We start from the raw sequence: 23,343 nt of genomic DNA on the forward strand, positions 1-23,343 counted from the left end.
CGGTTTTTTTTTGCCTTGTCGCCAGATGATCGTTCCCACGCTCTGCGTGGTAACGCCTCTAGGGACGCTCCGCGTTCCGGCTCCGTGAAGGGACGCGGAGCGTCCCGGGCTGCATTCCCACGCGGAGCGTGGGAACGATCGGATAGACCCGGCGTGCTCTGCTAGAATCGCCCCCATCAACAGCCTGAGACTCCCCCATGAGCGAGCCGATTCGTCTGACCCAATACAGCCACGGCGCCGGTTGCGGCTGCAAGATTTCCCCGCAGGTGCTGGAAGTGATTCTGGCCGGCAGCGGTGCGCAGAACCTTGATCCGAAACTGTGGGTCGGCAATGCCTCGCGCGATGACGCGGCGGTGTACGAGATCGATGCCGAGCGCGGCGTGGTGTCGACCACGGACTTTTTCATGCCGATCGTCGATGACCCGTTCGACTTCGGCCGCATTGCCGCGACCAACGCGATCAGCGACATCTATGCAATGGGCGGTGATCCGCTGATGGCCATCGCGATTCTCGGCTGGCCGGTCAATGTGCTGGCGCCGGAAGTGGCGCGTGAAGTGATTCGCGGCGGCCGTGCCGTTTGCGACGCGGCGGGCATTGCGCTGGCGGGCGGGCACTCGATCGATGCGCCGGAGCCGATCTTCGGCCTCGCCGTCACCGGACTGGTGGAAAAGCGCCACATGAAGCGCAACGACACCGCTACCGCCGGTTGCCTGTTGTACCTGACCAAACCGCTAGGCATCGGCATCCTCACCACCGCCGAGAAGAAGGGCAAGTTGCGCCCGGCCGACGTCGGCGTGGCCCGCGACTGGATGTGCACCCTGAACAAACCCGGCAGTCGCTTCGGCAAACTCGCCGGCGTTACAGCGATGACCGACGTTACCGGTTTCGGCCTGCTCGGGCATCTGGTGGAAATGGCCGATGGCAGCCAGCTCACCGCGCGCATCGCCTATGACCGTGTGCCGCGTCTGGACAGCGTCGAGTATTACCTCGATCAAGGTTGTGTCCCCGGCGGTACGCTGCGCAACTTCGACAGCTATGCGAGTAAGGTGGGCCGCGTGCAGGAACTGCACAAACGCGTGCTCTGCGACCCGCAAACCAGTGGCGGTCTGCTGATCGCGGTGACGCCGCAAGGCAATGAAGAATTCCTCGCTGTTGCCGCCGAACTGGGTCTGAACCTTGCGCCAATCGGCGAACTGGTTGAGCGACAGACGAACGCAGTCGAGGTGATTTGATGCTCCGCGACTGCACTGACTACCGAGACATTTTTCTCAACGACCGGCCGTTGATGGACGCCCGCGCACCGGTCGAATTTCACAAGGGCGCGTTCCCCGGCGTGATCAATCTGCCGCTGATGAACGACGTTGAACGGCAGAAGATCGGTACCTGCTACAAGCAACACGGCCAGCAGGCCGCCATCGAGCTGGGCCATCAACTGGTGTCGGGCGCGGTGAAGGCCGAGCGCATCCAGGCCTGGGCCGATTTTGCCCGCGCCCATCCTGACGGTTATCTGTATTGTTTTCGTGGCGGCCTGCGCTCGCAGATCACTCAGCAATGGCTGCGTGACGAGGCCGGCATCGACTATCCGCGCATCGGCGGTGGTTACAAAGCGATGCGCAACTTCCTCATCGACACCCTTGAACAGGCCATCGCGCAATGTGATTTCGTCCTGCTCGGCGGCATGACCGGCACTGGCAAGACCGAAGTGCTGGTGCAGTTGCGCAATGGCCTGGACCTGGAAGGGCACGCCAATCATCGTGGCTCAAGCTTCGGCAAACGCGCCACCGGACAGCCGTCGAACATCGATTTTGAAAACCGCCTGGCCATCGACATTCTCAAGAAACGCGACGCGGGGTTTGCGCAGTTCGTGCTGGAGGACGAGAGCCGGGTGGTCGGCAGTTGCGCCTTGCCGCTGCCGCTGTATCAGGGCATGCAGCAGTACCCGATGGTCTGGCTGGAAGACAGTTTTGACGATCGCGTGGAGCGGATTCTGCATGATTACGTGGTGGATCTGTCTGCGGAATTTACGGCTGTGCACGGTGAAGAGGGCTTCACGTTGTTTTCTGAACGCTTGCTGGAAAGCCTCAACAATGTGCAAAAACGCCTCGGTGGCGAGCGTCATCGGCGAATGCTGATGTTGATGGAAGAGGCGTTGATCGAGCAGGGGCGAAGCGGGGCGGTGGACTTGCATCGCGGCTGGATCGAAGGGTTGCTGCGTGAGTATTACGACCCGATGTATGTGTTTCAGCGCGAGAAGAAGGGCGGGCGGATCGAGTTTGCCGGGGAGCGTGGGGCGGTGCTTGAGTATCTGCGTGAGCGGGTGAATCAGAAGGATTGATAGTGCTTTTGCTGGCCTCATCGCTGGCAAGCCAGCTCCCACAGTTATTGCGGATGTACATGGATTTTGTGTACACCCTAGAACCCTGTGGGAGCTGGCTTGCCAGCGATGGGGCCGGTTCAGACAGAAGATGACTCAGGTCGGGCAGGTTTCCTTGCCATGATCCAGCCCCTGCTTGTAGCTGTGGCTCTGCAGACTGGCCTTGCCGTTGTGCCAGGTCAGGGTCAGTACATACAGCGAGTCAAAATCGTTGCCCGCCCAGTCCTCGGTGATGTTCTGTTTTTCGCCGACCGCTTTGCCCGCCACCTTGTTGATCAGCTCTGGCAGATAGCCGTGGGACCAGGCGGTGTAGATCGTCGAGTTGTGATACTTGTCTTCCAGCAGTTCGCGGGCCAGATCGCTGGTGTCGTTGGCCGAGAACTCGATGTTCACCGGCAGGCCGAGCTTGATCGCGGCGGGGCTGATGGTCATCAGCGGGCGAATGTAGCTGTAGGAATTATCCAGCTCACCTTCCTCGACATTGCGCGTCGGGTTGGCGGCAAACACGTAATCGGCCTTGCCGAATTTCTCCGGCAGCAGCGTCGACAGGTCGATGGCGCGGTTCAGGCCCTGACAGTTGAGCTGGCCGAGGCCACCTTCGGGTTTCTCCGCATGGCGCAGGAACACCAGCGTCTGGGTACCGTCCACCGGTTGCGCGCGGCTTTCGCTGGACTCCAGCGACAGGAACAGCGCACTGACGGCCAGCAGGGAAGGCAGGGCCACATATGCGCGGTGTTTGAAACGTTTGGCGAATCGCATAAGGATCGTCATGAAATAAAAGGTTCTTCAACAAATTCGGTTAAGGCTGACAAACCTTTACACCGCGGGCTCCCAGCACCGGGTGTTTTCCCTGTCGTGAACGGCTTCCTCTGCAACAAAGGCATAGCTCAGAGTCCCCTGAGGGCCGATTGGTTCGATCGTCCGAGTGCGCAGCACTCTAACGGCTACGTTCAGCGGCCTGGTGGCAGGTTAGCGACAGGATGTTACGGGTTCATGTAGGCGCTGGCGCAGGCTGTGATCTTTTTGCAGGCTGCAAAGGCTCAAGATCAAAAGATCGCTGCCTGCGCAGCGCCTACATTATGATCAGGCTTTAATTTGTGACTGGATGCTTCCCATGACCGATCTGTCCGCGTTCCCGATCACCCAGAAATGGCCGGCGCAGTACCCTGACTGGATTCAGCTCTATTCCTTGCCGACGCCCAATGGTGTCAAAGTCTCGATCATGCTCGAAGAGATCGGCCTGCCGTACGAACCGCACAAGGTCGCTTTCGACAGTAATGATCAATTGTCTGCCGAGTTCCTTTCGCTGAACCCGAACAACAAGATCCCGGCGATCCTCGACCCACACGGTCCCGAAGATCAGCCACTGGCGCTGTTCGAGTCCGGTGCGATCCTGATTTATCTGGCCGACAAAAGCGGCCAGTTGCTCGCGCAGGAAGGTGCGCAGCGCTACGAAACCATCCAGTGGCTGATGTTCCAGATGGGCGGCATCGGTCCAATGTTCGGCCAGCTCGGTTTCTTCAACAAATTCGCTGGCAAGGATTACGAGGACAAGCGCCCGCGTGATCGTTACGTCGATGAAAGCAAGCGTCTGCTCAAGGTGCTCGACGGCCGGCTCGAGGGTCGTGACTGGATCATGGGCGAGCGTTACACCATTGCCGATATCGCCACGTTTCCGTGGGTGCGTAACCTGATTGGGTTTTATGAGGCCGGTGATCTGGTCGGCATCAGCAACTTCCCGAATGTCACCCGCGTACTGGGGCGATTCCTCGCCCGCCCAGCGGTCATTCGCGGCCTGACCATTCCTTCCTGACACCACACATCCCCCTGTAGGAGCTGCCGAAGGCTGCGATCTTTTGATCTTGCTTTTAAAAATCAACATCAAAAGATCGCAGCCTTCGGCAGCTCCTACAGGGGATTTGGGTACTCTCTGGGATTATTACACCCCCGGTAATGCACTCTTGATTGATCCAGGTTTGTACCGCGCGCCCCGCAAGGCATAAGCTTCGCCCCCTACGACTTTCGTCTCATCTGCCGTTTTCAGGAAAGGCCCCCATGTCCAGTCAGTTCCCCGAAGCACGTCCCCGCCGTCTGCGCCGCAATGCGAGCCTGCGCAGCCTGTTCCAGGAAACCGAATTCAGCCTGAACGATCTGGTCCTGCCGATTTTCGTTGAAGAAGAAATCGATGACTTCGTGCCGATCAAGAGCATGCCCGGGGTGATGCGCATTCCCGAGCGCAAACTGGCCAGCGAAATCGAGCGTTATGCCCGTGCTGGCGTCAAGTCGGTGATGACCTTCGGCGTGTCGCATCATCTGGACAGCAACGGCAGCGATACCTGGCGCGAGAATGGTCTGGTCTCGCGCATGTCGCGCATCGCCAAGGACGCTGTGCCGGAGATGATCGTGATGTCCGACACCTGCTTCTGCGAATACACCGATCACGGCCACTGCGGCGTGATGCACAACCATGAAGTCGACAACGACCAGACCCTGATCAACCTCGGCAAACAAGCTGTGGCGGCGGCCCGCGCTGGTGCCGACGTGATAGCGCCGTCAGCAGCGATGGATGGACAAGTGCGGGCGATTCGTCAGGCGCTGGATGCCGCCGGTTTCACCCAGATTCCGATCATGGCTTACTCGACCAAGTTCGCCTCGGCACTCTACGGCCCGTTCCGCGAGGCCGGTGGCAGTGCGCTGAAAGGCGACCGCAAAAGCTATCAGATGAACCCGATGAACCGCCGCGAAGCCCTGCGCGAATCGCTGCTCGACGAGCAGGAAGGCGCCGATGCGCTGATGGTCAAACCGGCCGGCGCTTACCTCGACATCATCCGCGACATTCGTGAAGCCTCGAACCTGCCGCTGGCGGCGTATCAGGTCAGTGGCGAGTACGCGATGATCAAGTTCGGCGCGCAGGCCGGGGCAATTGATGAGGATCGCGTGGTGCGAGAGAGTCTGGGCGCGATCAAGCGTGCGGGTGCTGATTTGATCTTTACTTACTTTGCGATGGATCTGGCCCTGGCCGGGATCTAAAGACCAACGCACAACCCTGTGGGAGCTGGCTTGCCAGCGATAGCGTCAGCACAGTCAAAATCAATCTTGACTGATCCACCGCTATCGCTGGCAAGCCAGCTCCCACAGGTTCTTGTGGTTTCCTTGGGTCAGAGGCAGGCAAAGAACGGGCGGATGCCGTGATCGCGGAAGTAGCGTTCAATCACTTTCGGATCCGCGCTGCTTTCGGCAATCGCCACATAAGTATCCGGGCGCAGCAGATAAAAACCGTTGCGCCCTAATCCTGCCGCGTCAAACGCCGGGCGCCAGTCGAACACATGCAGCGGTAAATGGTGTTCATTGCACCAGGCGATCATTTCGTCGCTGGTGTCGCCGTACACGTGCACCTGCCAGCATGGTTGCCTTAGCGGTTCGTAATTATCCCCCTCACCATCATGCGCCCACGGCAAGCGATCGCCGCCATGCACGTGGCCGGCGGCGCCCTGGCTCAGCGGCATGCCGCGATAGTTGAGGGTGACTTGTGACACGGTGCGAAAAAGGAACTCGCGACTGGCCTCGAACGAAGCCATTTTCGGGATCAGAAACGGTGCCACACGCATGCGTAGCAGATCGGCCATGCGTCCTTCGGCAGTGACAAAACTGAAGACTTTGTCGGTGGTCGACACCAGTCGGCGGGCGAAGGCAATGCGTTCTGTTTCGTAGCTGTCGAGCAGGCTTGGTTCGGCGCCACCGCTGAGCACAGCGGCGAGTTTCCACGCCAGATTGATCGCGTCGCCAATGCCGGTGTTCATGCCCTGACCGCCCGCCGGGCTGTGCACATGCGCGGCATCGCCGAGCAGAAACGCACGACCGCTGCGAAAATGCTCGGCCACGCGGTGATGCACGCGGTAGGTCGAGAACCAGTGCACGTCTTCGATATGCACTTTCAGATGTTCGATGGCACGGCTGCTGACGTCGGAGAATTCCAGGCTTTCGGCGCGATCCGCGCGCTCATCACGCACCGTGCCGATCAGACGGGCATGGCCTTCGCCGGCCAGGGGAAACACGGCGAGGAAGTCCGCCTCATCCAGATCCAGGTGCAACTCGCCGTTCATAGCCGGGCCGCTGGCCTTGACGTCGGCGACGTAGAAAATCTGCTGATAGGTGCCGCCGGGAAAACCGGTGTCGAGGGTTTTGCGCACCACTGAGCGGGCGCCATCACATCCCGCCAGATAACAGGCCTGGCAGATTTCCTGCTCGCCATCGGGCAGGCGCAAGTGCGCGGTGAGGCCGTCGCCGGTTTCCTCGAAGCTTTCCAGGGTGGTATCGCGTTCGACCGTGACCCCATAGTCTTCAAGACGCTCGATCAGCAGCCGTTCGTGTTGATCCTGCGGGAAGATTTCGACGAACGCGTACGGCGTCAGGCCTTCGCCGATGCGGTTCAGTGGCAACTGCGCGACCGGTTTACCGTTGACCCAGAAATTCGCCGCCGCCACCCGATGGCCGTTGCGCACCACGGTGTCGGCGAGGTCCAGTTGCCGGTACAACTCGAGGGTGCGCGCCTGCACCGCCAGCGCTCGCGACGTGGTACCGGGCGCGGAGGCCTTGTCGATGATCCGCACGCGCACGCCCAGTTTGCTCAGCCACAGGGCCAGCACCAGCCCGGTGGGGCCGGCGCCGATGATCAGAACGTCGCTGCGGTTCATGGGCCTGTCCTCCGTTTGCTGTGCAGCAAGTATGGATCAGAAGGAGAGGCTGGCCAGTTGATCGGCCAGACGGAAGACGGCCCCGCAGCGGTGAGGCTGTGGGGCCTTTTTTGGGTGTTCGGCGGGAAGGTATTGGCGGTAGTGAAATTTACCCCCTCACCCCAGCCCTCTCCCCCAGGGGGGCGAGGGGGAAAGGGAGCCGATTTGTGTGTTTTTTAAGACTTGAGTTCGACTCGATATTTCAGGTCGGTGTAACTTGCAAGAACACCACGGTCAGTCCCCTCTCCCTCTGGGAGAGGGTTAGGCGGGCGGCGTTCCGATGAGGGGCTTTTCAGCTTTAAAAATCAATGGCGCCGGACAACTTCGCCACCCGCGGCTCACCCTGAGTCAGATACCCCCCCTGAGCCGATTCCCAATACTTCTTGTTCGCCAGATTTTCCACGCCCAGACGCACGGTCACGTCCTTCTCCGACACCTTGAACGCATAACGCGCCCCCGCATCGAAGCGGTTCCAGGTCGGCAGGCTGAGGTTGTTCGCCGCGTCAGCGTATTGACCGCCGGTACGCAGCATCCGCGCATTCAGCGCCACGCCTTGCAGACCCGGCACGTCCCAATCCGCACCAGCGTTGAACTGGAAGGTCGGCACACCGATCGCACGGTTGCCGTCGTTGGCGCCATTGAGGGTGTTCTTCAGTTCGGTGTCCATCAGGGTCAGACCGCTGATCAGGCGCAGACCATTGATCGGTTCGCCGAACACGTTCATTTCCACGCCTTTGTTGATCTGCTCGCCTTCACGCACGTAGGTGCAGGTAGTCGCACTGTCGATTTCGCAGTAACCATCGCTCGGCTGCTCGATGCGATAAACACCGAGGCTGGCGCCGTAAGTGCCCATGTCGACTTTCACCCCGACTTCGGTCTGCTTGGAGCGTTTCGGCGCATAGACTTCGTTGCCGTTGGTGACACGGAAACCACCGGAACTGGTCGGCGAAGTCGGGCCCTGGGCCAGACCTTCGATGTGGTTGGCGTAGAACGACACATGGTCCCACGGCTTGAACACCACGCCGTAGACGGGTGTGGTGATCGATTCGTCGTAGCTCGACTTGCGACCGCCGCTGCCCCAACTGGCGTAGTTGTAGCCTTGCACCACCAGTTGCTGGCGACGCAGGCCGGCGGTGACCAGCAGGCGATCATCGAAGAAACCGAGGGTGTCAGAGAGTGCGATGCTGCGGTTGAAGGTCTTGCCGACGATGCCGGGATCATTCAAGTCGCCGCCGGCAAAGTTGCCCACCGGCGACGGCGTTTGCACCGGGTGGTAGATGTTGTTGGCGTATTGGGTCAGGTCAAAATCATAGGCGCTGCGCTGCTCGGCCCAGATGCCGGTCAGGCCGAAGTTGAGCTTGTGGCTGACCGACCCGGTGTTGAATTTACCGTTGAGGCCGGCCATCACGCTGGTGTTGTCTTCGTCGTGCGGAATGAACGAGCCGGTGGTGAACGACGCGCCGTTGTTACCGACCAGCGTGGTCGAGTTGTAGCGCCCGACTTCGCGGGTGTGCTTGGCGCCGCCAGCGGCGTAGGCAGTCCAGTTGTCGTTCAGGTCGTACTCGGCGCGAAGCATGCCGAAGGTGTCTTCGATGTCGGTGTAGCCCCACTTCGGCGCGTAGTTGGTGTCGGCCGAGGGCGCGTCTGGAATGTGCGTGGCAGTGCCGAGGTTGACCGAGTTACGACCACCGTTGACGCGTTCTTTCTGGTAGGCGAAGTCGCCGGAGAGGCGCAGGGCGTCGCCGCGATAATCGAGGCCGATGGCAAACAGTTTCGAGCGCTGGTTCTCGTGATCGATACCGGTGTCACCTTCACGCTGGGACAGGTTGATCCGGGCGCCGAAGCGGTTGTCTTCACCGAAACGCTGACCGATGTCGAAGTGATGACCGATGCGGCCTTCGCTGTTGATGTCGGTGGTGTAACGCCGCAGCGGCACGTCGCCGGCGCGCTTCGGTTGCAGGTTGACGCCGCCACCGATGCCGGAACCGGTCGGGGTCACGCCGTTGATAAAGGCGTTCGGGCCTTTGAACACTTCCACGCGCTCCAGGGCATCGGTGGAAATGATCTGCCGGGGCAGCACGCCGTACAGGCCGTTATAGGAAATGTCGTCGCCGTTCAGTGGCAAGCCACGAATCATGAAGACCTGTGCCTGGTTGCCGTAACCGGACGCCTGACGTACCGACGAATCGTTGAGCAGCACGTCGGCGACGTTTTCGGCCTGTTGATCCTGAATCAATTGTTCGGTGTAGGACGCGGCGCTGAACGGCGCGTCCATCATGTCCTGATTGCCGAGCACGCCGAGTTGACCACCACGGGCGACCTGACCACCCGCGTAAACCGGGGGCAGGGCGTTCGGCGTCGGGGCTTGGGCGTTGACGTTGACGTCGTCCAGCACCAGCGCTTTGGTATCGCCTTCTGCGGCTTGGGCGGTGATGGTCAGGGAACACAGCAGGGCGAGAAGCGTCGGGCGAAACGGGACGGCGAGTCGAGCTGGAACGGGCATGTAGATACCTGGAGGCGCACGGCCGGTGAGAAAAATAAGGGCGGCGCGGGAACTCCTTGCGCAAATGCGACTCCAGGCGCAAATGATAGGTTTTCTCAGTAACGTTTTGCAATCAGTTTGTCATCACCCTCTCAAAACACACATCACCTGTAGGAGCTGCCGCAGGCTGCGATCTTTTGATCTTGTTTTTTAAAATCAAAAGATCGCAGCCTGCGGCAGCTCCTACACGGATTGTGTATGGTGGTTTGGGCTTAACGGACTGGATAAAGCTTCATGCACAACTTTCAATTACCGATCACGCTCGCCGTACTGCTGGTGCTCGCCGGTTGCGCGGGGCAACGCAGTACCGAGCCGGTGCCCCGTGCGCCTGCTGAAGTGAAGGCCGAGATCGTGCGGCTGATGCCGGCCAAGACTGCCGATCGCCAAGGCTGGGCCACCGATATCTACGCCGCGTTTGCCGCGCAGAACATCAGCCCGACCACGCAAAATCTTTGCTCGGTGCTGGCCGTGGCCGAGCAGGAATCGACCTTCCAGGCCGACCCCACGGTGCCAGGCCTGGGCAAAATCGCTCGCGACGAAATCGACCGTCGCGCCGCCAAAGTGCACATCCCCAGCTTGTTGGTCAGCGGCGCGCTGCAAGTGCGCTCAACCAACGGCAGGACCTACAGCGAACGCTTGAATACGGCGCGCAGTGAGAAAGAACTCAGTGGTATTTTCGACGACTTCATCGGCCGGGTGCCGATGGGCCGTACGCTGTTCGGCGGTTTTAACCCGGTGCACACCGGCGGGCCGATGCAGGTCAGCATCGAATTTGCCGAACAGCACGCCAAGGATTATCCGTATCCGGTTGACGGCACGATCCGCCGTGAAGTGTTCAGCCGCCGTGGTGGCATGTATTTCGGCATCGCACATTTGCTCGGTTATCCGGTGAGTTATCGCGAGCCGCTGTATCGGTTTGCCGATTTCAACGCCGGTTGGTACGCCAGTCGCAATGCCGCGTTTCAGAATGCGGTGAGCCGCGCTTCGGGCATCCCGCTGGCGCTCGATGGCGACCTGATCCGCTACGACTCGATCATGCCCGGCGGCACGGAACTGGCGGTGCGCACCCTCGGCAAGTCGCTGGGCATGCGCAACCCGACGATTCGCGACCAATTGGAGGAGGGCAAAACCCTGGAATTCGAAGAGACCAAGCTCTATCAGCGAGTGTTCGAACTGGCGGAGCAAGCGGAGGGGAAAAAGCTGCCGCGCGCGGTGTTGCCGGGGATCGTGCTGCAGAGCCCGAAGATCACCCGCAAACTCACCACAGCTTGGTTCGCCAAGCGCGTGGACGAGCGCTACAAGCGCTGCATGGCCAAGGCCGGATAAATCAGGCAGACATAAAAAACCCGGCCAAGGGAGCCGGGTTTCTCTGGGTTGTTGCGCTTACAGCCAATCATCAGGCAACGCGGCGTTCGATCAGACGATCCGAGCCACCTTCGGCAACGCGACGTTCGATCAGACGATCCGAACCACCTTCGGCAACGCGACGTTCCAGCAGACGATCAGCGCCACCTTCAGCAACGCGACGTTCGATCAGACGATCCGAACCACCTTCGGCAACGCGACGTTCGATCAGACGATCCGAACCACCTTCAGCCACACGGCTTTCGATCAGTTTGTCCGAGCCGCCTTCGGCGATCATGGTGTGGGCCGGGGTAGCGGCGAAAGCGTTGATAGCGAAGACCGAGAAAGCGATGCCGAGAAGAGTTTGGCGTTTCATGATGGTGTGCTCCGGGGTGTTGTTGGTTGGTATGGAGCAGATGTTACGCCCGGGATTTTTTATGAGAACTTCATTGCCGTGATGGTGAACATCGATGCCGATGATGGTTGCCGGAACCCGCAGATCAGAGCCTCACAGCACCTTCACCGCACGCCCGATCGCCTGAATCGGCCCGGTCGGTTTGCCGATCGGCGAGCCATTGGCGCCCTCAAGTGTCAGCTCGAATAGCTGATTGGGTTGCAGCGGCGGTAACTTGTCCAGCGGCACCGACAAGGCCTGCCCGGGTTTGACCAGCCCCAGCGAAACCGGCCCCTGCCAGCCGTCAGCCTTGGTCCAGAATTCCAGAGCCTTGTCGGCTGGTACCTCAACCACGCCGAGCGGAATCAGTTGAATTTCATGCGAATTGCTCGCCTGAATCACCCAGCCCGGCGCCTTGTCCTGCGGCGCGACCAGCACCACCAGATAACTCGGTTTTGGCGTGGTCTGAGTCAGCAGGATCGAACCCAGTAGCAACGTCGCGGCCAGTCCGGCTGCACTCAAACCGCGCCAGAGAGGCAGTAGATTCCACCATGAGGTCGATGACGCTTTTGGCGCGAGTCGTTCAAGGCTGCGTTCGATCCGTGACCACAACTGCGCCGAAGGTTGTTGTGAGGGTGCAAGGTCAGTCAACTCCAGCAGACGCCGCTCCCAGGCGTCCACCGCTGCACGCAGTTCGGGATCCTTCGGCAAACGCCGTTGCACCTCGCTGCGCTGTTCGAACGATAGCGTGCCGAGCACATATTCGCCGGCCAGTTCATCCCGTTCTTGCGCTGATTCGCTGGTCATCCCATGCACTCCCGCAAGGCATTGAGGCTGCGCTTGATCCACGCTTTGACGGTGCCCAGCGGCGTGTCGAGGCGCGCGGCAATTTGCGCGTGGCTGTAGCCGTCGACGTAAGCATGCAGGACGCAACTGCGCCGTTGTGGCTCCAGCTGTTCAAGGCAATGGTAGATGCGCGCCGAATGCGCGTGGGCGTCGAAGCTGGCATCGTCCGCAGCGGTTTCGTGGGCCTCGCTGAACGGCGTTTCCCGGCCGTGATCACGCAGCAGATTCAGCGCCAGATGCCGGGTCACGCTGAACATCCAGCCACGCGCCGAACCGCGCGCCGGGTCAAACCCCGCCGCGCCGTTCCAGATCTTGATGAAGGCCTCATGAACAATGTCCTCCGCCAGCGCCGTATCGCGCACCAGGCGCTTGGCCACGCCGAGCAGACGCGGGCCTTCCTGCACATACAAATCGCGCAGGGCCGCACGCTCGCCACGGGCACAGGCAGCGATGCGGGCTTCGTAATCGAAAACGGATTCGGCTAAAGGCATGTCGTGCAATCTAGCTCACATTCCGTAAACATCCAGAACACATAATTCCCCTTTTAGGAGTGAGCCTGCTCGCGATAGCGGTGTATCAGCAGCATATTCTTCACTGATACACCGCTATCGCGAGCAGGCTCACTCCTACAGGGGATTTGTGGTGTTCCGGAGATCAGTTCGCCGCCCAGAAAATGTAATCAGCCTGGTACTTCACCACTTCCTGCTTGCCCTTGTTCGCCGTCGTGCATTCACTGCCCGGTGCCACGCCGCCCTTGAGCGCGACACGCTGGATGTAACTCACGCCGCTCATCGCGCCTTTACCCTCGGCGGGGTTGGCCTTGACCAGTTGATAGGGCAGGTTGCCCGGAGTCGACGGCGCCACGGCCAGTTGCGTGCCGGTGACTTTCGAACCGTCCTTGGCCTGCCAGGTCGCTGGCGGGCCGAAGTAGGTGCCGACCTGCTTGCCGCTGCGATCATTGAGCACCGCTTTCGGACCGACAAACGTCCACTCGGTCTGCCCGGCCGCGTTGGGCTTGTCGCGGCACTCGTAGGTGATCTCGCCGACGCCGGTGGTTTCCATCGCAATCTTGTGGCCGTCCGGCACTTTGATCGCGTCGGGGTAACTGCTTTGGGCGAAGGTTGTCGAGGACAGGGCGAGCAAACCGGTGAGGCCAATCAGCTGGGTGATGTTCATCAGTGTTATCTCCGAAAAGGGTAGACCGCTGACAGCCGAAGAGGGCTGTTACAGGGACTACCCGTGACGGAGGCGTTTGGATGCAGTGCCTGAAAAATATTTTTTGGATCACTTCTATACCTGTGGGAGCTGGCTTGCCAGCGATAGCGGTGGGTCAGCGAAGGGGATGTCGACTGACCCGGCGCCATCGCTGGCAAGCCAGCTCCCACAGGGTTTTGTGTCGGGCTTGAGGCCGGAGGCGTTCAAGAGCTCTTGGGTGTAGGGGTGTTTGGGTGCGGCGAAAATCTCGCGTGAAGAACCCTGCTCAACCACCTTGCCATCCTTGATCACCATCAAGTCATGCGCCAGCGCATGTACCACCGCCAGATCATGGCTGATGAACAAATAGGTCAGCCCATGCCTGATCTGCAATTGCCGCAACAACTCCACCACCTGTTTCTGCACCGTGCGATCCAGCGCCGAGGTCGGCTCATCGAGCAGAATAAGCGCCGGCTCCAGCACCAGTGCGCGGGCGATGGAGATGCGCTGGCGCTGGCCACCGGAAAACTCGTGGGGATAACGATGGCGGCTCTGCGGATCGAGGCCGACTTCCTCCAGCACCCGGATCACCGCCGCTTCCCGCTCAGCCTCAGTGCCGATACCGTGAGTCAGCAAGCCTTCGGCAATAATCTGCTGCACTGACATCCGTGGGCTGAGGCTGCCGAACGGGTCCTGGAACACCACTTGAATCTGCCGCCGCAACGGCCGCATCAATCGTTGATTGAGCAAGCTCAGTTGCTTGTTACCAAAACGGATATTGCCCTCGGACTCGACCAACCGCAGGATCGCCTGACCCAGCGTCGATTTACCCGAACCCGACTCACCGACAATCCCCAAAGTCTTGCCGCGTTGCAGGGTGAAACTCACGCCGTCCACGGCTTTGATGTAATCCTGCTGGCGACTGAACAACGCCTTGGGCAATGGAAACCACACCTTCAAATCATCGACTTCGAGCAGGTTGTGGTCGTACTCACTGGGCACCGGCGCACCGCTCGGTTCGGCCTCGATCAACAACCGACTGTAAGGATGCTGCGGCGCGCGAAACAGCGCCTCGCAATCCGCCTGCTCGACGATTTCACCATGGCGCATCACGCATACCCGTTGCGCGATGCGCCGTACCAGATTGAGGTCGTGACTGATCAGCAACAGCGACATGCCGAGGCGTTGCTGCAACTCGATCAACAACTCAAGAATCTTCTGCTGCACCGTGACGTCGAGCGCCGTGGTCGGCTCGTCAGCGATCAACAATTCCGGCTCATTCGCCAGCGCCATCGCAATCATCACCCGTTGCCGTTGACCACCGGAAAGTTGATGCGGATAGGCTTTCAAGCGCTGCAACGGCTGGCGAATGCCGACCAGTTCCAACAGCTCCAACGTCCGTTCACGGGCAGCGCGGCCCTTGAGGCCTTTGTGAATCTCCAGTACTTCGCTGATTTGCTTTTCCACCGTGTGCAGCGGGTTCAGCGAGGTCATCGGCTCCTGGAAAATCATCGCAATGCGGTTGCCGCGCAAGCCGCGCATCTGCTGCTCGCTGGCGTGCAATAAGTCCACGCCGTTGTAGCGGATCGCGCCGCTGCTGCTGACGTTCTTGCCCGGCAACAAACGCAGGATCGAATGCGCGGTCACCGACTTGCCTGAGCCGGACTCTCCGACCAGTGCCAGGCACTCGCCGCGGCGGATATCCAGGTTCAAACCGTGCACCACTTCTTGTCCGGCGAATGCGACGCGCAGATCGCGAATTTCAATCAGGTTGTCGTTCATGTCAGCTCCGGGGATCAAATGCATCACGGCAAGCCTCACCGATGAAAACCAACAACGACAAAATCAGCGCCAAAGCAAAAAACGCCGTTAGCCCCAGCCATGGCGCTTGCAGATTGCGCTTGGCCTGTCCGATCAACTCGCCCAGCGACGCGGTGCCGGCCGGCATGCCGAAGCCGAGAAAATCCAGCGCAGTCAGGGTGGCGATGGCGCCGGTGAGAATGAACGGCAGGTAGGTGAGGGTGGAGGTCATCGCGTTGGGCAGGATGTGCCGGCACATCAGCTCGTTGTCGGTCAGGCCCAGCGCTCGCGCGGCTTTGACGTATTCCAGATTGCGTCCACGCAGAAACTCGGCGCGCACCACATCAACCAGCGCCAGCCAGGAAAACAGCGCCATGATCCCCAGCAACCACCAGAAACTCGGCGAGACGAACCCGGACAAAATGATCAGCAGGTACAGTACCGGCAACCCCGACCAGATCTCCAGCACCCGTTGCCCGAGCAAGTCGACCCAGCCACCGTAATAACCCTGCAACGCCCCGGCGACGATGCCGATCAATGCACTGATGCCGGTGAGAATCAGCGCAAACAGAATCGATATTCGCGTGCCGAAAATCACCCGCGCCAACACATCCCGCGCCTGATCATCGGTGCCCAGCCAGTTGCTCGATGACGGCGGACTCGGCGCCGGTTCGCTGAGGTCGTAATTGACCGTGTCGTAACTGAACGGGATCGGCGGAAACAGCATCCAGCCGCCCTGATCCTCAATCAGCTTGTGTACGTAACTGCTGGCGTAATCCGGCTGAAACGGCAGCTCGCCGCCGAAATCGGTTTCCAGGTAATCGCTGAGGATCGGGAAGTAAAAAGCGTCGTGATAACGGATCACCAACGGCTTGTCGTTGGCGATCAACTCACCGCCCAGACAAATCAGGCACAAACCGATAAACAGCCACAGCGACCAGCGTCCACGGCGGTTGGCCTTAAACTGAGCCACGCGACGCTGACCAAGAGGGGAGAGAGTGAACATCAGGCAGTCCTCGCCGAGAAGTCGATGCGCGGGTCGAGCAGGGTGTAGCAAAGGTCGCCGATCAGCTTGATCAACAGGCCGAACAGGGTGAACAGGAACAACGCACCGAACACCACTGGGTAATCCCGCGACACCGCCGCTTCGTAACTCATGCGCCCGAGGCCGTCGAGGTTGAAGATGGTTTCGATCAGCAGGGAGCCGGCGAAAAACACCTCGATCAGTGCTGACGGCACTCCGGCCACCACCAACAACATGGCGTTGCGAAACACGTGGCCATAGAGCACGCGACGCTCAGTCAGACCCTTGGCCCGAGCGGTGATCACGTACTGGCGGCTGATTTCGTTGAGGAAGCTGTTCTTTGTCAGGATCGTCAACGTGGCGAAGCCGCCAATCACCAGCGCCGTCACCGGCAACACCAGGTGCCAGAGGTAGTCGCCGACCTTGCCCATCTTGCTGAGGCTGTCGAAGTTATCCGAGACCAGCCCCTGCACCGGAAACCAGTTGACGTAGCTGCCACCGGCAAACACCACGATCAACAGAATCGCGAACAGGAACGCCGGCATCGCGTAGCCGATGATGATCGCCGTGCTGCTCCAGACATCAAACGCGCTGCCGTTCTTGATCGCTTTGCGAATGCCCAGCGGAATGGAAATCAGGTAAGTGATCAACGTCGCCCATAGACCCAGCGACAGCGACACCGGCAACTTCTGCACGATCAGATCAGTAACCTTGGCGCCGCGAAAAAAACTGCTACCCAGATCCAGCTGCGCGTAGTTTTTCAGCATCAACCACAGGCGTTCGTGCATCGGCTTGTCGAAGCCGTAATGGTGTTTGATCTCCTCGATCAACGCCGGATCGAGGCCACGGCTGCTGCGGCCCGCGCCGCCAACTGCAGCGACCTCGCCACCGCCGCCCATGCTGTGCCCGCCGAACCCTTGCAAGCGGGCGATGGCTTGCTCCACCGGCCCACCTGGCGCGGCCTGCACAATCAGAAAATTCACCACCAGAATGCACAGCAGCGTCGGGATGATCAGCAGCAATCGTCGGCTCAGATAACGCAGCATGTCACTGGCCCCCCGCGAGTTGAGAGTGCATCTGCTGGGTGGTCAGCGCCTTGGCCGCTACCTCCCACCAGGTGTTGAGGCCTTCGTCATACGCCGGTTGCACGGGTGGCATGCCGAAGCGGTTTTGATACACCGTCGGTGTGCCTTTGGAGTAGTAGTTGGGAATCATGTAGTAACCCCATTGCAGCACCCGATCGAGGGCGCGGGCGTAATGCACCATGGCTTCGCGGCTGTTGGCCTGGACCAGTCCGTCAATCAGTTGATCGACCGCCGGATTGGCCAGCACCATCGAGTTCGAACTGCCGACTTGCGTGGCGCTTTGCGAGGCGTACAGGCTGTACAACTCGCGGCCGGGAGAGACGATCGGATCGCCGCTGCGCGGGAAAGCGACGACGATCATGTCGTAGTCGCGGGCGTTGAGGCGGTTGATGTATTGCGCCGAATCGATCCGGCGCAGATTGAGCGTAATGCCGATCTGCGCGAGGGTGCGTTTGAACGGCAGCAACATGCGATCGAAGCCGCCCTGACCGTCGAGGAAAGTGAACTCCAGCGGCTCACCCGCAGCGTTGACCAGACGATTGTGTTGCGGCGTCCAGCCGGCCTCGGCGAGCAGTTTCAGCGCTTGCAGTTGTTTGTCGCGGATGTAGCCACTGCCATCGGTTTTCGGTGCCTGGTACACCGTGGTGAAAACCTCGTCGGGAATCTGCCCACGCAGCGGTTCGAGGATCTTCAATTCTTCGGCGTCGGGCAGGGCGGTGGCGGCCATTTCGCTTTTTGGCCAGAAGCTGTTCTGGCGCACGTAGAAGCCGCGCATCATCTGTTTGTTGGTCCACTCGAAATCCCACAGCAGGCTGATCGCCTGACGCACGCGGCGATCCTTGAAGAACGGGTTCTGCAGGTTGAACACGAAGCCCTGAGCGGCGGTGGGTTTGTCCGGGGCGAGGATCGACTGTTGCAAACGACCGTCGCGCAATGCCGGGCTGTCATAGCCGACCACATAACCGGACGAGGAGAACTCGCGGTTGTAGTCGAACGCGCCGGCCTGCAGCAGTTGCCGGGCGACGTCGGTGTCACCGTAGAAATTCACCGTGAGCGTGTCGAAGTTGTACATGCCGCGACTGACCGGCAAGTCCTTGCCCCACCAGTCCGGATCACGTTCGAAACTGATACTGCGCCCGGCGTCGACCTTGCTCACCCGGTACGGGCCGCTGCCCAGCGGTGGCTCGAAACCGCCGCCATTGGCGAAGTCGCGGGTTTTCCACCAGTGTTCGGGGACCACGCGCATCGTCGCCAGATCCAGTGCGAGGGTGCGGTTGAGGTTGTTCTTGAAGGTGAAGCGCACCTGTCGTGGGCCTTCGATCAGCACGTCCTGCACATCGGCGTATTGCTGGCGATAACTCAGGCTGCCCTTGGTCATCAACAGGTTGAAGGTGTAGCGCACGTCTTCAGCGGTGATCGGCGTGCCGTCGGCGAAACGTGCTTGTGGATTGAGGGTGAAGCGCACCCAGAGTCCATCGGGGTCGCGCTCGATCTGCTGCGCGACCAGTGCATAAACGGTGTACGGCTCGTCCAGCGAACGAAACGCCAATGGCGAATACACCCAGTCGTTGACCTGCACCACGGAAATGCCCTGATCGGCATACGGGCTGATGTAGTTGTATTGGCCGATCTCCATCGACGCACGGCTGAGCGAACCGCCCTTGGGCGCCTTGGGATCGACGAAATCGAAATGCTCGAAGTTCGCCGGATACTTCGGCGCTTCGCCGTACACCGTCAGCGCATAGCTGCCGCCGGCCAGCGCCGAGGTGCCGGTGCACAGCAGCGCACTGCCCAAAAGCAGGCCAGCCATGTTGCGCAAAAAACTCATGAAGTCACCCTGAAAATCCCTGAAGAAACCCGGCCCCCATGTGGGAGCTGGCTTGCCAGCGATAGCGGTATGTCAGTGAAGTAAATGTCGACTGATACAACGCCATCGCTGGCAAGCCAGCTCCCACAGGGTTTTATGGTGCTCGTTCTTTAGAAGTGGTAGGTCATGCGCGCAAACAAAGTACGGCCCAGCGGGTCGGTGTAGCGCGGGTCATAGCCGCTCTGGAAGTTGTAGGCCTGGTTGGAAAACGGCGGGTTGCGGTCGAACACATTCTTCATCCCGGCATCGACATCCAGCACCTTGTTGAAGGTGTAACCGGCCGACAGATCCCAGACCGAATACGACGCCACGCGCGCGTGGGTGTCGCGGTCGTAGTCGTTGTAACCCGTGGTGAAACGGTTGGTCAGTGCTGCCCGCGCCGCGCCGAAGGTCCAGCTGCCGGTGAGGTTGTGCTTCCAGCGTGCGATCACGCCGTCACCCTGAAAGTCGCCGACCTTGTCGGTAAACGGGCCTTTGATGGTGCTCTGGAAGTCGTACTCGTCAACATAAGTGCCTTGCAGCCCCAGACCGAACTGACCGTACGGCGTGTTCGGGAAGCGATAGTCCAGCGACACATCGACACCGTTGGTTTCGACGATGCCGAGGTTGGCGTTGCCGGTGACGATGTAGTTGAGCGTGCCATCGGCGTTGCGCACGAAGCGATCCGGGTAAGAGCCGGCCTGATCAAACACGGTGGATTCCGGGAACGGCTGGATCTGGTTGGAGATGTGGATCCACCAGAAATCCAGACCTACCGAGAGGTTGTTGATCGGCTGATAGACGAAGCCGAGGGTCACGTTACGCGCCTTTTCCGGGGCCAGGTCTTCGTTGCCGCCGATCTGGTTGAGGAACTGCTGACCGCAATCGCGGCCGCCGTTGCCGCCTGGTTGCACTACGCCGCCGGTACACAGCACCGGGTCGTTGTAGTAGCCCTGGGTGAAGGTGATGCTGCGCGGCGAATACAACTCATACAGCGACGGCGCACGGAAGCCTTCGCTGTAGGCGCCACGTACCACCAGCTCTTTCAACGGCTGATAACGGAACGAGTATTTCGGGTTGGTGGTGCTGCCGAAGTCGCTGTATTTGTCGTGACGCACGGCGGCGGACAGTTCGAGGCTGTCGAGCACCGGCACGTTGATTTCCGCGTAGGCGGCTTTCACGCTGCGGTCGCCTTCGACGCTGCCGGCCGGGTCGATACCGAGGCTCTGGATGTCGCCGGCGAACGACTCGAAATCCTGATGGAATTTCTCTTTGCGGTACTCGCCACCCAGGGCCAGACCGGACGGACCTGCGCCGAACCAGTCGCCGATTTCACGACTGATACGACCATCGAAACCGGCTACACGGCCCACAGCAGTGGAGTAGGCACCGTGGTAGGCCGCGTTGTCGATGTACTGCTGACCGGCGGCGGACTGCGGGCCGAACGGGTTGAGCAAACCACTGGCCAGACCATTGATCATCGCCTGGTCGCTGACAAAGCCATTGGTGACGCTGGAGACGATTTTGTTCTGGTTGTACGAGGCGCCGACGTTGTAATCCCAGCCGGCGACCAGACCATCGAAACTGAGCAGGAAGCGCTGGCTGGTGTTCTGGTCTTTCGATTCACGCGGGCCGGCAGCGGTTTCACGCCAGTTGACGTCCACCGGTTGGGTCGGGTCGAGGGCGAAATCGGTTGGCGCCGGGGTGATGCCGTTGCCGGGATAGTAGGGCGACGAGGAATCGAGGCTCAGACCGGTCAACGGCGCAGGGCCGATCGCCGTGGCGTTGTTGTTGCGCGACCAGAAGTATTCGAGATTGACGTTGTGATCGTCGCCGAGCTTGCCAGTGGTTTTGCCGAAGAACGAGGTCTTCTCGGTTTGCGGCACCAGGTCGATGTATTCGCGGGTGCTGAAGCGGCACAAACCGTCGCGGGCGATCAGGTTGGGGCCGTTGCAATTGCTGTTGGCCAACGGGTTGGTGGCGTTGCCATTCTGACTGTAGTTGCCGGGGAACGCGGTGCCGGAGGTCTGATCGAGGCCGCGACCGGGGGCGTAGTCGGTGGCGAAGGAGCGGTCGTTGGCGTCGAGGTTCTGCTGCTTGTTGTAGTTGAACACGCCGAGGACGTTGAAACGGTCTTCTTCCAGATCGCCGTAGCCCCAACTGGCGCTCATGTCTTTGGTTGCACCGCCGCCGCTGTGGGTCGGGGTTTCGCCGCCGAGGGTCAATTGGCCGTCGGTCAGGGATTTCTTGGTGATGAAGTTGATCACGCCGCCGATGGCGTCGGTGCCGTACAGGGCCGAGGCGCCGTCGCGCAGCACTTCCACACGTTCGATGGCGGCAAACGGGATCATGTTCAGATCCACCGCGCCGCCGGCCGAGTTGGTCCCCGACAAGGCGTTGTTGGCCAGGCGTCGACCGTTGAGCAGCACCAGCGTCTTGTTTGCGCCGATGCCGCGCATGTCGGCGAATGAGGCGCCGCCAGTGGCTGCGCCCACGGAGCCTGCGCTGTTGTTGATCGACTGGCTACCGGTGATGCGCTGCACCAGTTCGGCGGTGGTGGTCACGCCCTGTTTGCGCAGCTCATCGGCCTTGAGAATGGTGATCGGCACCGCCGTTTCCGCATCGACCCGGCGAATCGCCGAACCGGTCACTTCCACCCGTTGCAGTTGCGTGGTCGGCGCAACCACCGCCGCAGCTGCCGGGACGTTAGCGTTGTCGTCCTCGGCCGCCTGCACAGTCCCGGCGCCCATCCCCATGGCCACCAGATACAACGGAACAAAACGGTGGCGAGAAATCGTTGCCACCAATGGTTTGAGCGTGAAGCGTGGAGTGTTCATCAGCATGGTTATTTCCGACTTTTTAGACGTTATCGAATTGGCCTTGTGAGCCCCTCATTGCTCCGCTATCGGTGATACCGCGTGCGGAAAACCACTTTCTTCAAGCAAGCCGATCCCCTCCGAAGACGCGTGGCGTTTTTTCGGTCGGCCGTTTACGACGGGATTCGGTCAGCGGTGCCGGACGCGTGTTTTCAGTACGCGGCCGGCACCGCACTCAGTGGGTGGTCATCACCGATATTTTGGTAATGCCCGAGCGTTCGATAGACGCCATGGCCTTGGCCACCTGGCCGTAATTGACGGCGGAGTCGGCCTGCAACTGCACGCGCACTTCGCTGTCCTTGGCCTTGACCTCTTTGAGGCTGGCTTCCAGTGATTCCGGGGCCAGCTCGGTCTTGGCCAGATAGAACTTGCCGTCCTGATCGACGCTGACCACCACCGGATCCTTCTTCTCGGCGGGGGCGACGGCGTCGGTTTTCGGCAGGTTCACTTTGATCGCGTTGGTCATCAGCGGTGCGGTGACGATGAACACCACCAGCAGCACGAGCATCACATCGACCAGTGGCGTGACGTTCATTTCGCTGAGCACTTCATCGCTGTCTTGAGTGGAAAAGGACATCAGCTGGCCTCCCGCACGGCGGCCGTGGTTTTGCTGGCGATGGCCTGACGGCTGATGGAAAACGCACTGCGCGAGGCGAGGGCGTCGAAGTCGTGGGCGAAGTCATCCATGTCTGCCGAGGCGAGTTTCAAACGGCGCAGGAAGAAGTTGTAAATCAGTACCGCCGGTACGGCGACAGCGATACCGACGCCGGTGGCGATCAACGCGTGACCGATGGGACCGGCGACCGCTTCAAGGCTGGCCGAGCCTGTTTCGCCGATGCTTTTCAGCGCTTCCATGATTCCCCACACGGTGCCGAACAAACCAATGAACGGCGCGGTGCTGCCAATACTGGCGAGGATCGCCTGACCGTTTTCCAGGGAGCGACGTTCCTTCTGGATCTGCTGGCGCAGGTTGCGTTCCAGGCGATCCGAACGGTTGATGGTGTGCGCCAATTGCTGGGTGGTACGCGGCGAATCTTCCACCAGCAGCGCTTCGAAACCGCTGCTGGCGATACGCGCCAGCGCGCCCGGATACTGGCTGGCGTGTTCGGCGGCGGTGAGCAGATCCGGCGCGCCCCAGAAGGCTTTGCTGAATTGTTTGTTCTGCGCTTTCTGCCGCAGGTACTGCGCCGACTTGACCAGCAGGATCGCCCAGCTGACCACGGAAAACAGCACCAGACCCCAGAGCACGCCGGGGACAATCATCGAAGACAAATCGTTCATGGTG

19 protein-coding genes are annotated in these 23,343 nt (G+C 60.5%); 5 read left to right on the forward strand and 14 right to left on the reverse strand.

Translation table 11 applies throughout. From position 1 onward, the window contains the following. The first annotated feature begins 197 nt into the window (after positions 1–197). Positions 198–1,232, forward strand: a complete 1,035-nt coding sequence (gene selD, locus CKW26_RS28320) for a selenide, water dikinase SelD (protein ID WP_095051003.1) — start codon at positions 198–200, stop codon at positions 1,230–1,232. After that, entirely contained in the window at positions 1,232–2,335 is a 1,104-nt protein-coding gene (gene mnmH / locus CKW26_RS28325; protein ID WP_095051004.1) for a tRNA 2-selenouridine(34) synthase MnmH, read from the forward strand. The genes selD and mnmH overlap by 1 nt, the downstream gene beginning before the upstream one ends. A 135-nt stretch (positions 2,336–2,470) precedes the next feature. Here mnmH and CKW26_RS28330 read toward each other — a convergent pair whose 3' ends face one another. Beyond that, positions 2,471–3,145, reverse strand: coding sequence for a hypothetical protein (locus CKW26_RS28330; protein ID WP_007918234.1), 675 nt, complete (start codon positions 3,143–3,145; stop codon positions 2,471–2,473). Positions 3,146–3,488: 343 nt separating this feature from the next. Here CKW26_RS28330 and CKW26_RS28335 point away from each other — a divergent pair, with 343 nt between their 5' ends. Both CKW26_RS28335 and hemB read left to right on the forward strand, forming a co-directional pair. After that, the gene (locus tag CKW26_RS28335; RefSeq protein WP_095051005.1) at positions 3,489–4,187 is read left to right on the forward strand and encodes a glutathione binding-like protein; all 699 of its coding nucleotides are present in this window, start codon (positions 3,489–3,491) and stop codon (positions 4,185–4,187) included. A 242-nt stretch (positions 4,188–4,429) separates the two neighbouring features. Then, positions 4,430–5,404 carry a porphobilinogen synthase gene (hemB, locus tag CKW26_RS28340; RefSeq protein ID WP_095051006.1) on the forward strand — a complete coding sequence of 325 codons (975 nt, stop codon included), beginning with the start codon at positions 4,430–4,432 and terminating at the stop codon, positions 5,402–5,404. Between the two features lie 128 nt (positions 5,405–5,532). On the opposite strand, the gene CKW26_RS28345 is transcribed toward hemB, so the two are convergent. Next, positions 5,533–7,068, reverse strand: a complete 1,536-nt coding sequence (locus CKW26_RS28345) for an FAD-dependent oxidoreductase (RefSeq protein WP_095051007.1) — start codon at positions 7,066–7,068, stop codon at positions 5,533–5,535. A gap of 337 nt (positions 7,069–7,405) precedes the next feature. Beyond that, positions 7,406–9,610 carry a TonB-dependent siderophore receptor gene (locus CKW26_RS28350; RefSeq protein ID WP_095051008.1) on the reverse strand — a complete coding sequence of 735 codons (2,205 nt, stop codon included), beginning with the start codon at positions 9,608–9,610 and terminating at the stop codon, positions 7,406–7,408. A 273-nt stretch (positions 9,611–9,883) separates the two neighbouring features. Here CKW26_RS28350 and CKW26_RS28355 point away from each other — a divergent pair, with 273 nt between their 5' ends. After that, positions 9,884–10,975 carry a DUF1615 domain-containing protein gene (locus tag CKW26_RS28355; RefSeq protein WP_095051009.1) on the forward strand — a complete coding sequence of 364 codons (1,092 nt, stop codon included), beginning with the start codon at positions 9,884–9,886 and terminating at the stop codon, positions 10,973–10,975. Between the two features lie 70 nt (positions 10,976–11,045). Here CKW26_RS28355 and CKW26_RS28360 read toward each other — a convergent pair whose 3' ends face one another. From CKW26_RS28360 to CKW26_RS28410, 11 genes are all read right to left on the reverse strand, one after another. After that, on the reverse strand, positions 11,046–11,369 hold the full coding sequence (locus CKW26_RS28360; RefSeq protein ID WP_095051010.1) for a hypothetical protein: 324 nt from the start codon (positions 11,367–11,369) through the stop codon (positions 11,046–11,048). A gap of 132 nt (positions 11,370–11,501) precedes the next feature. After that, positions 11,502–12,194: an anti-sigma factor domain-containing protein gene (locus tag CKW26_RS28365; protein ID WP_095051011.1), complete on the reverse strand. Its 693-nt coding sequence runs from the start codon at positions 12,192–12,194 to the stop codon at positions 11,502–11,504. Beyond that, positions 12,191–12,724, reverse strand: coding sequence for a sigma-70 family RNA polymerase sigma factor (locus CKW26_RS28370; protein WP_095051012.1), 534 nt, complete (start codon positions 12,722–12,724; stop codon positions 12,191–12,193). The genes CKW26_RS28365 and CKW26_RS28370 overlap by 4 nt, the downstream gene beginning before the upstream one ends. Before the next feature lie 163 nt (positions 12,725–12,887). Next, entirely contained in the window at positions 12,888–13,409 is a 522-nt protein-coding gene (locus CKW26_RS28375; RefSeq protein WP_093433916.1) for a DUF3455 domain-containing protein, read from the reverse strand. Between the two features lie 114 nt (positions 13,410–13,523). Continuing rightward, entirely contained in the window at positions 13,524–15,209 is a 1,686-nt protein-coding gene (locus tag CKW26_RS28380; RefSeq protein ID WP_256579974.1) for an ABC transporter ATP-binding protein, read from the reverse strand. Between the two features lies 1 nt (position 15,210). Continuing rightward, the gene (locus CKW26_RS28385; RefSeq protein WP_077573741.1) at positions 15,211–16,233 is read right to left on the reverse strand and encodes an ABC transporter permease; all 1,023 of its coding nucleotides are present in this window, start codon (positions 16,231–16,233) and stop codon (positions 15,211–15,213) included. Continuing rightward, the gene (locus CKW26_RS28390) at positions 16,233–17,297 is read right to left on the reverse strand and encodes a microcin C ABC transporter permease YejB (RefSeq protein WP_095051014.1); all 1,065 of its coding nucleotides are present in this window, start codon (positions 17,295–17,297) and stop codon (positions 16,233–16,235) included. The genes CKW26_RS28385 and CKW26_RS28390 overlap by 1 nt, the downstream gene beginning before the upstream one ends. Before the next feature lies 1 nt (position 17,298). After that, positions 17,299–19,164 (reverse strand): extracellular solute-binding protein, encoded by a 1,866-nt coding sequence (locus CKW26_RS28395; protein ID WP_095051015.1) that lies wholly within the window; start codon positions 19,162–19,164, stop codon positions 17,299–17,301. Between the two features lie 149 nt (positions 19,165–19,313). Next, positions 19,314–22,025 carry a TonB-dependent receptor gene (locus CKW26_RS28400; protein WP_176471234.1) on the reverse strand — a complete coding sequence of 904 codons (2,712 nt, stop codon included), beginning with the start codon at positions 22,023–22,025 and terminating at the stop codon, positions 19,314–19,316. A 208-nt stretch (positions 22,026–22,233) separates the two neighbouring features. Continuing rightward, the gene (locus CKW26_RS28405; RefSeq protein WP_093433931.1) at positions 22,234–22,635 is read right to left on the reverse strand and encodes a biopolymer transporter ExbD; all 402 of its coding nucleotides are present in this window, start codon (positions 22,633–22,635) and stop codon (positions 22,234–22,236) included. Then, positions 22,635–23,321, reverse strand: coding sequence for a MotA/TolQ/ExbB proton channel family protein (locus CKW26_RS28410; RefSeq protein ID WP_371857721.1), 687 nt, complete (start codon positions 23,319–23,321; stop codon positions 22,635–22,637). The genes CKW26_RS28405 and CKW26_RS28410 overlap by 1 nt, the downstream gene beginning before the upstream one ends. Between the last annotated feature and the right edge of the window lie 22 nt (positions 23,322–23,343).

The organism is Pseudomonas sp. Irchel s3h9 (genome assembly GCF_900187475.1).
In the GTDB taxonomy this organism is placed as follows: Bacteria; Pseudomonadota; Gammaproteobacteria; order Pseudomonadales; family Pseudomonadaceae; genus Aquipseudomonas; species Aquipseudomonas neuropathica.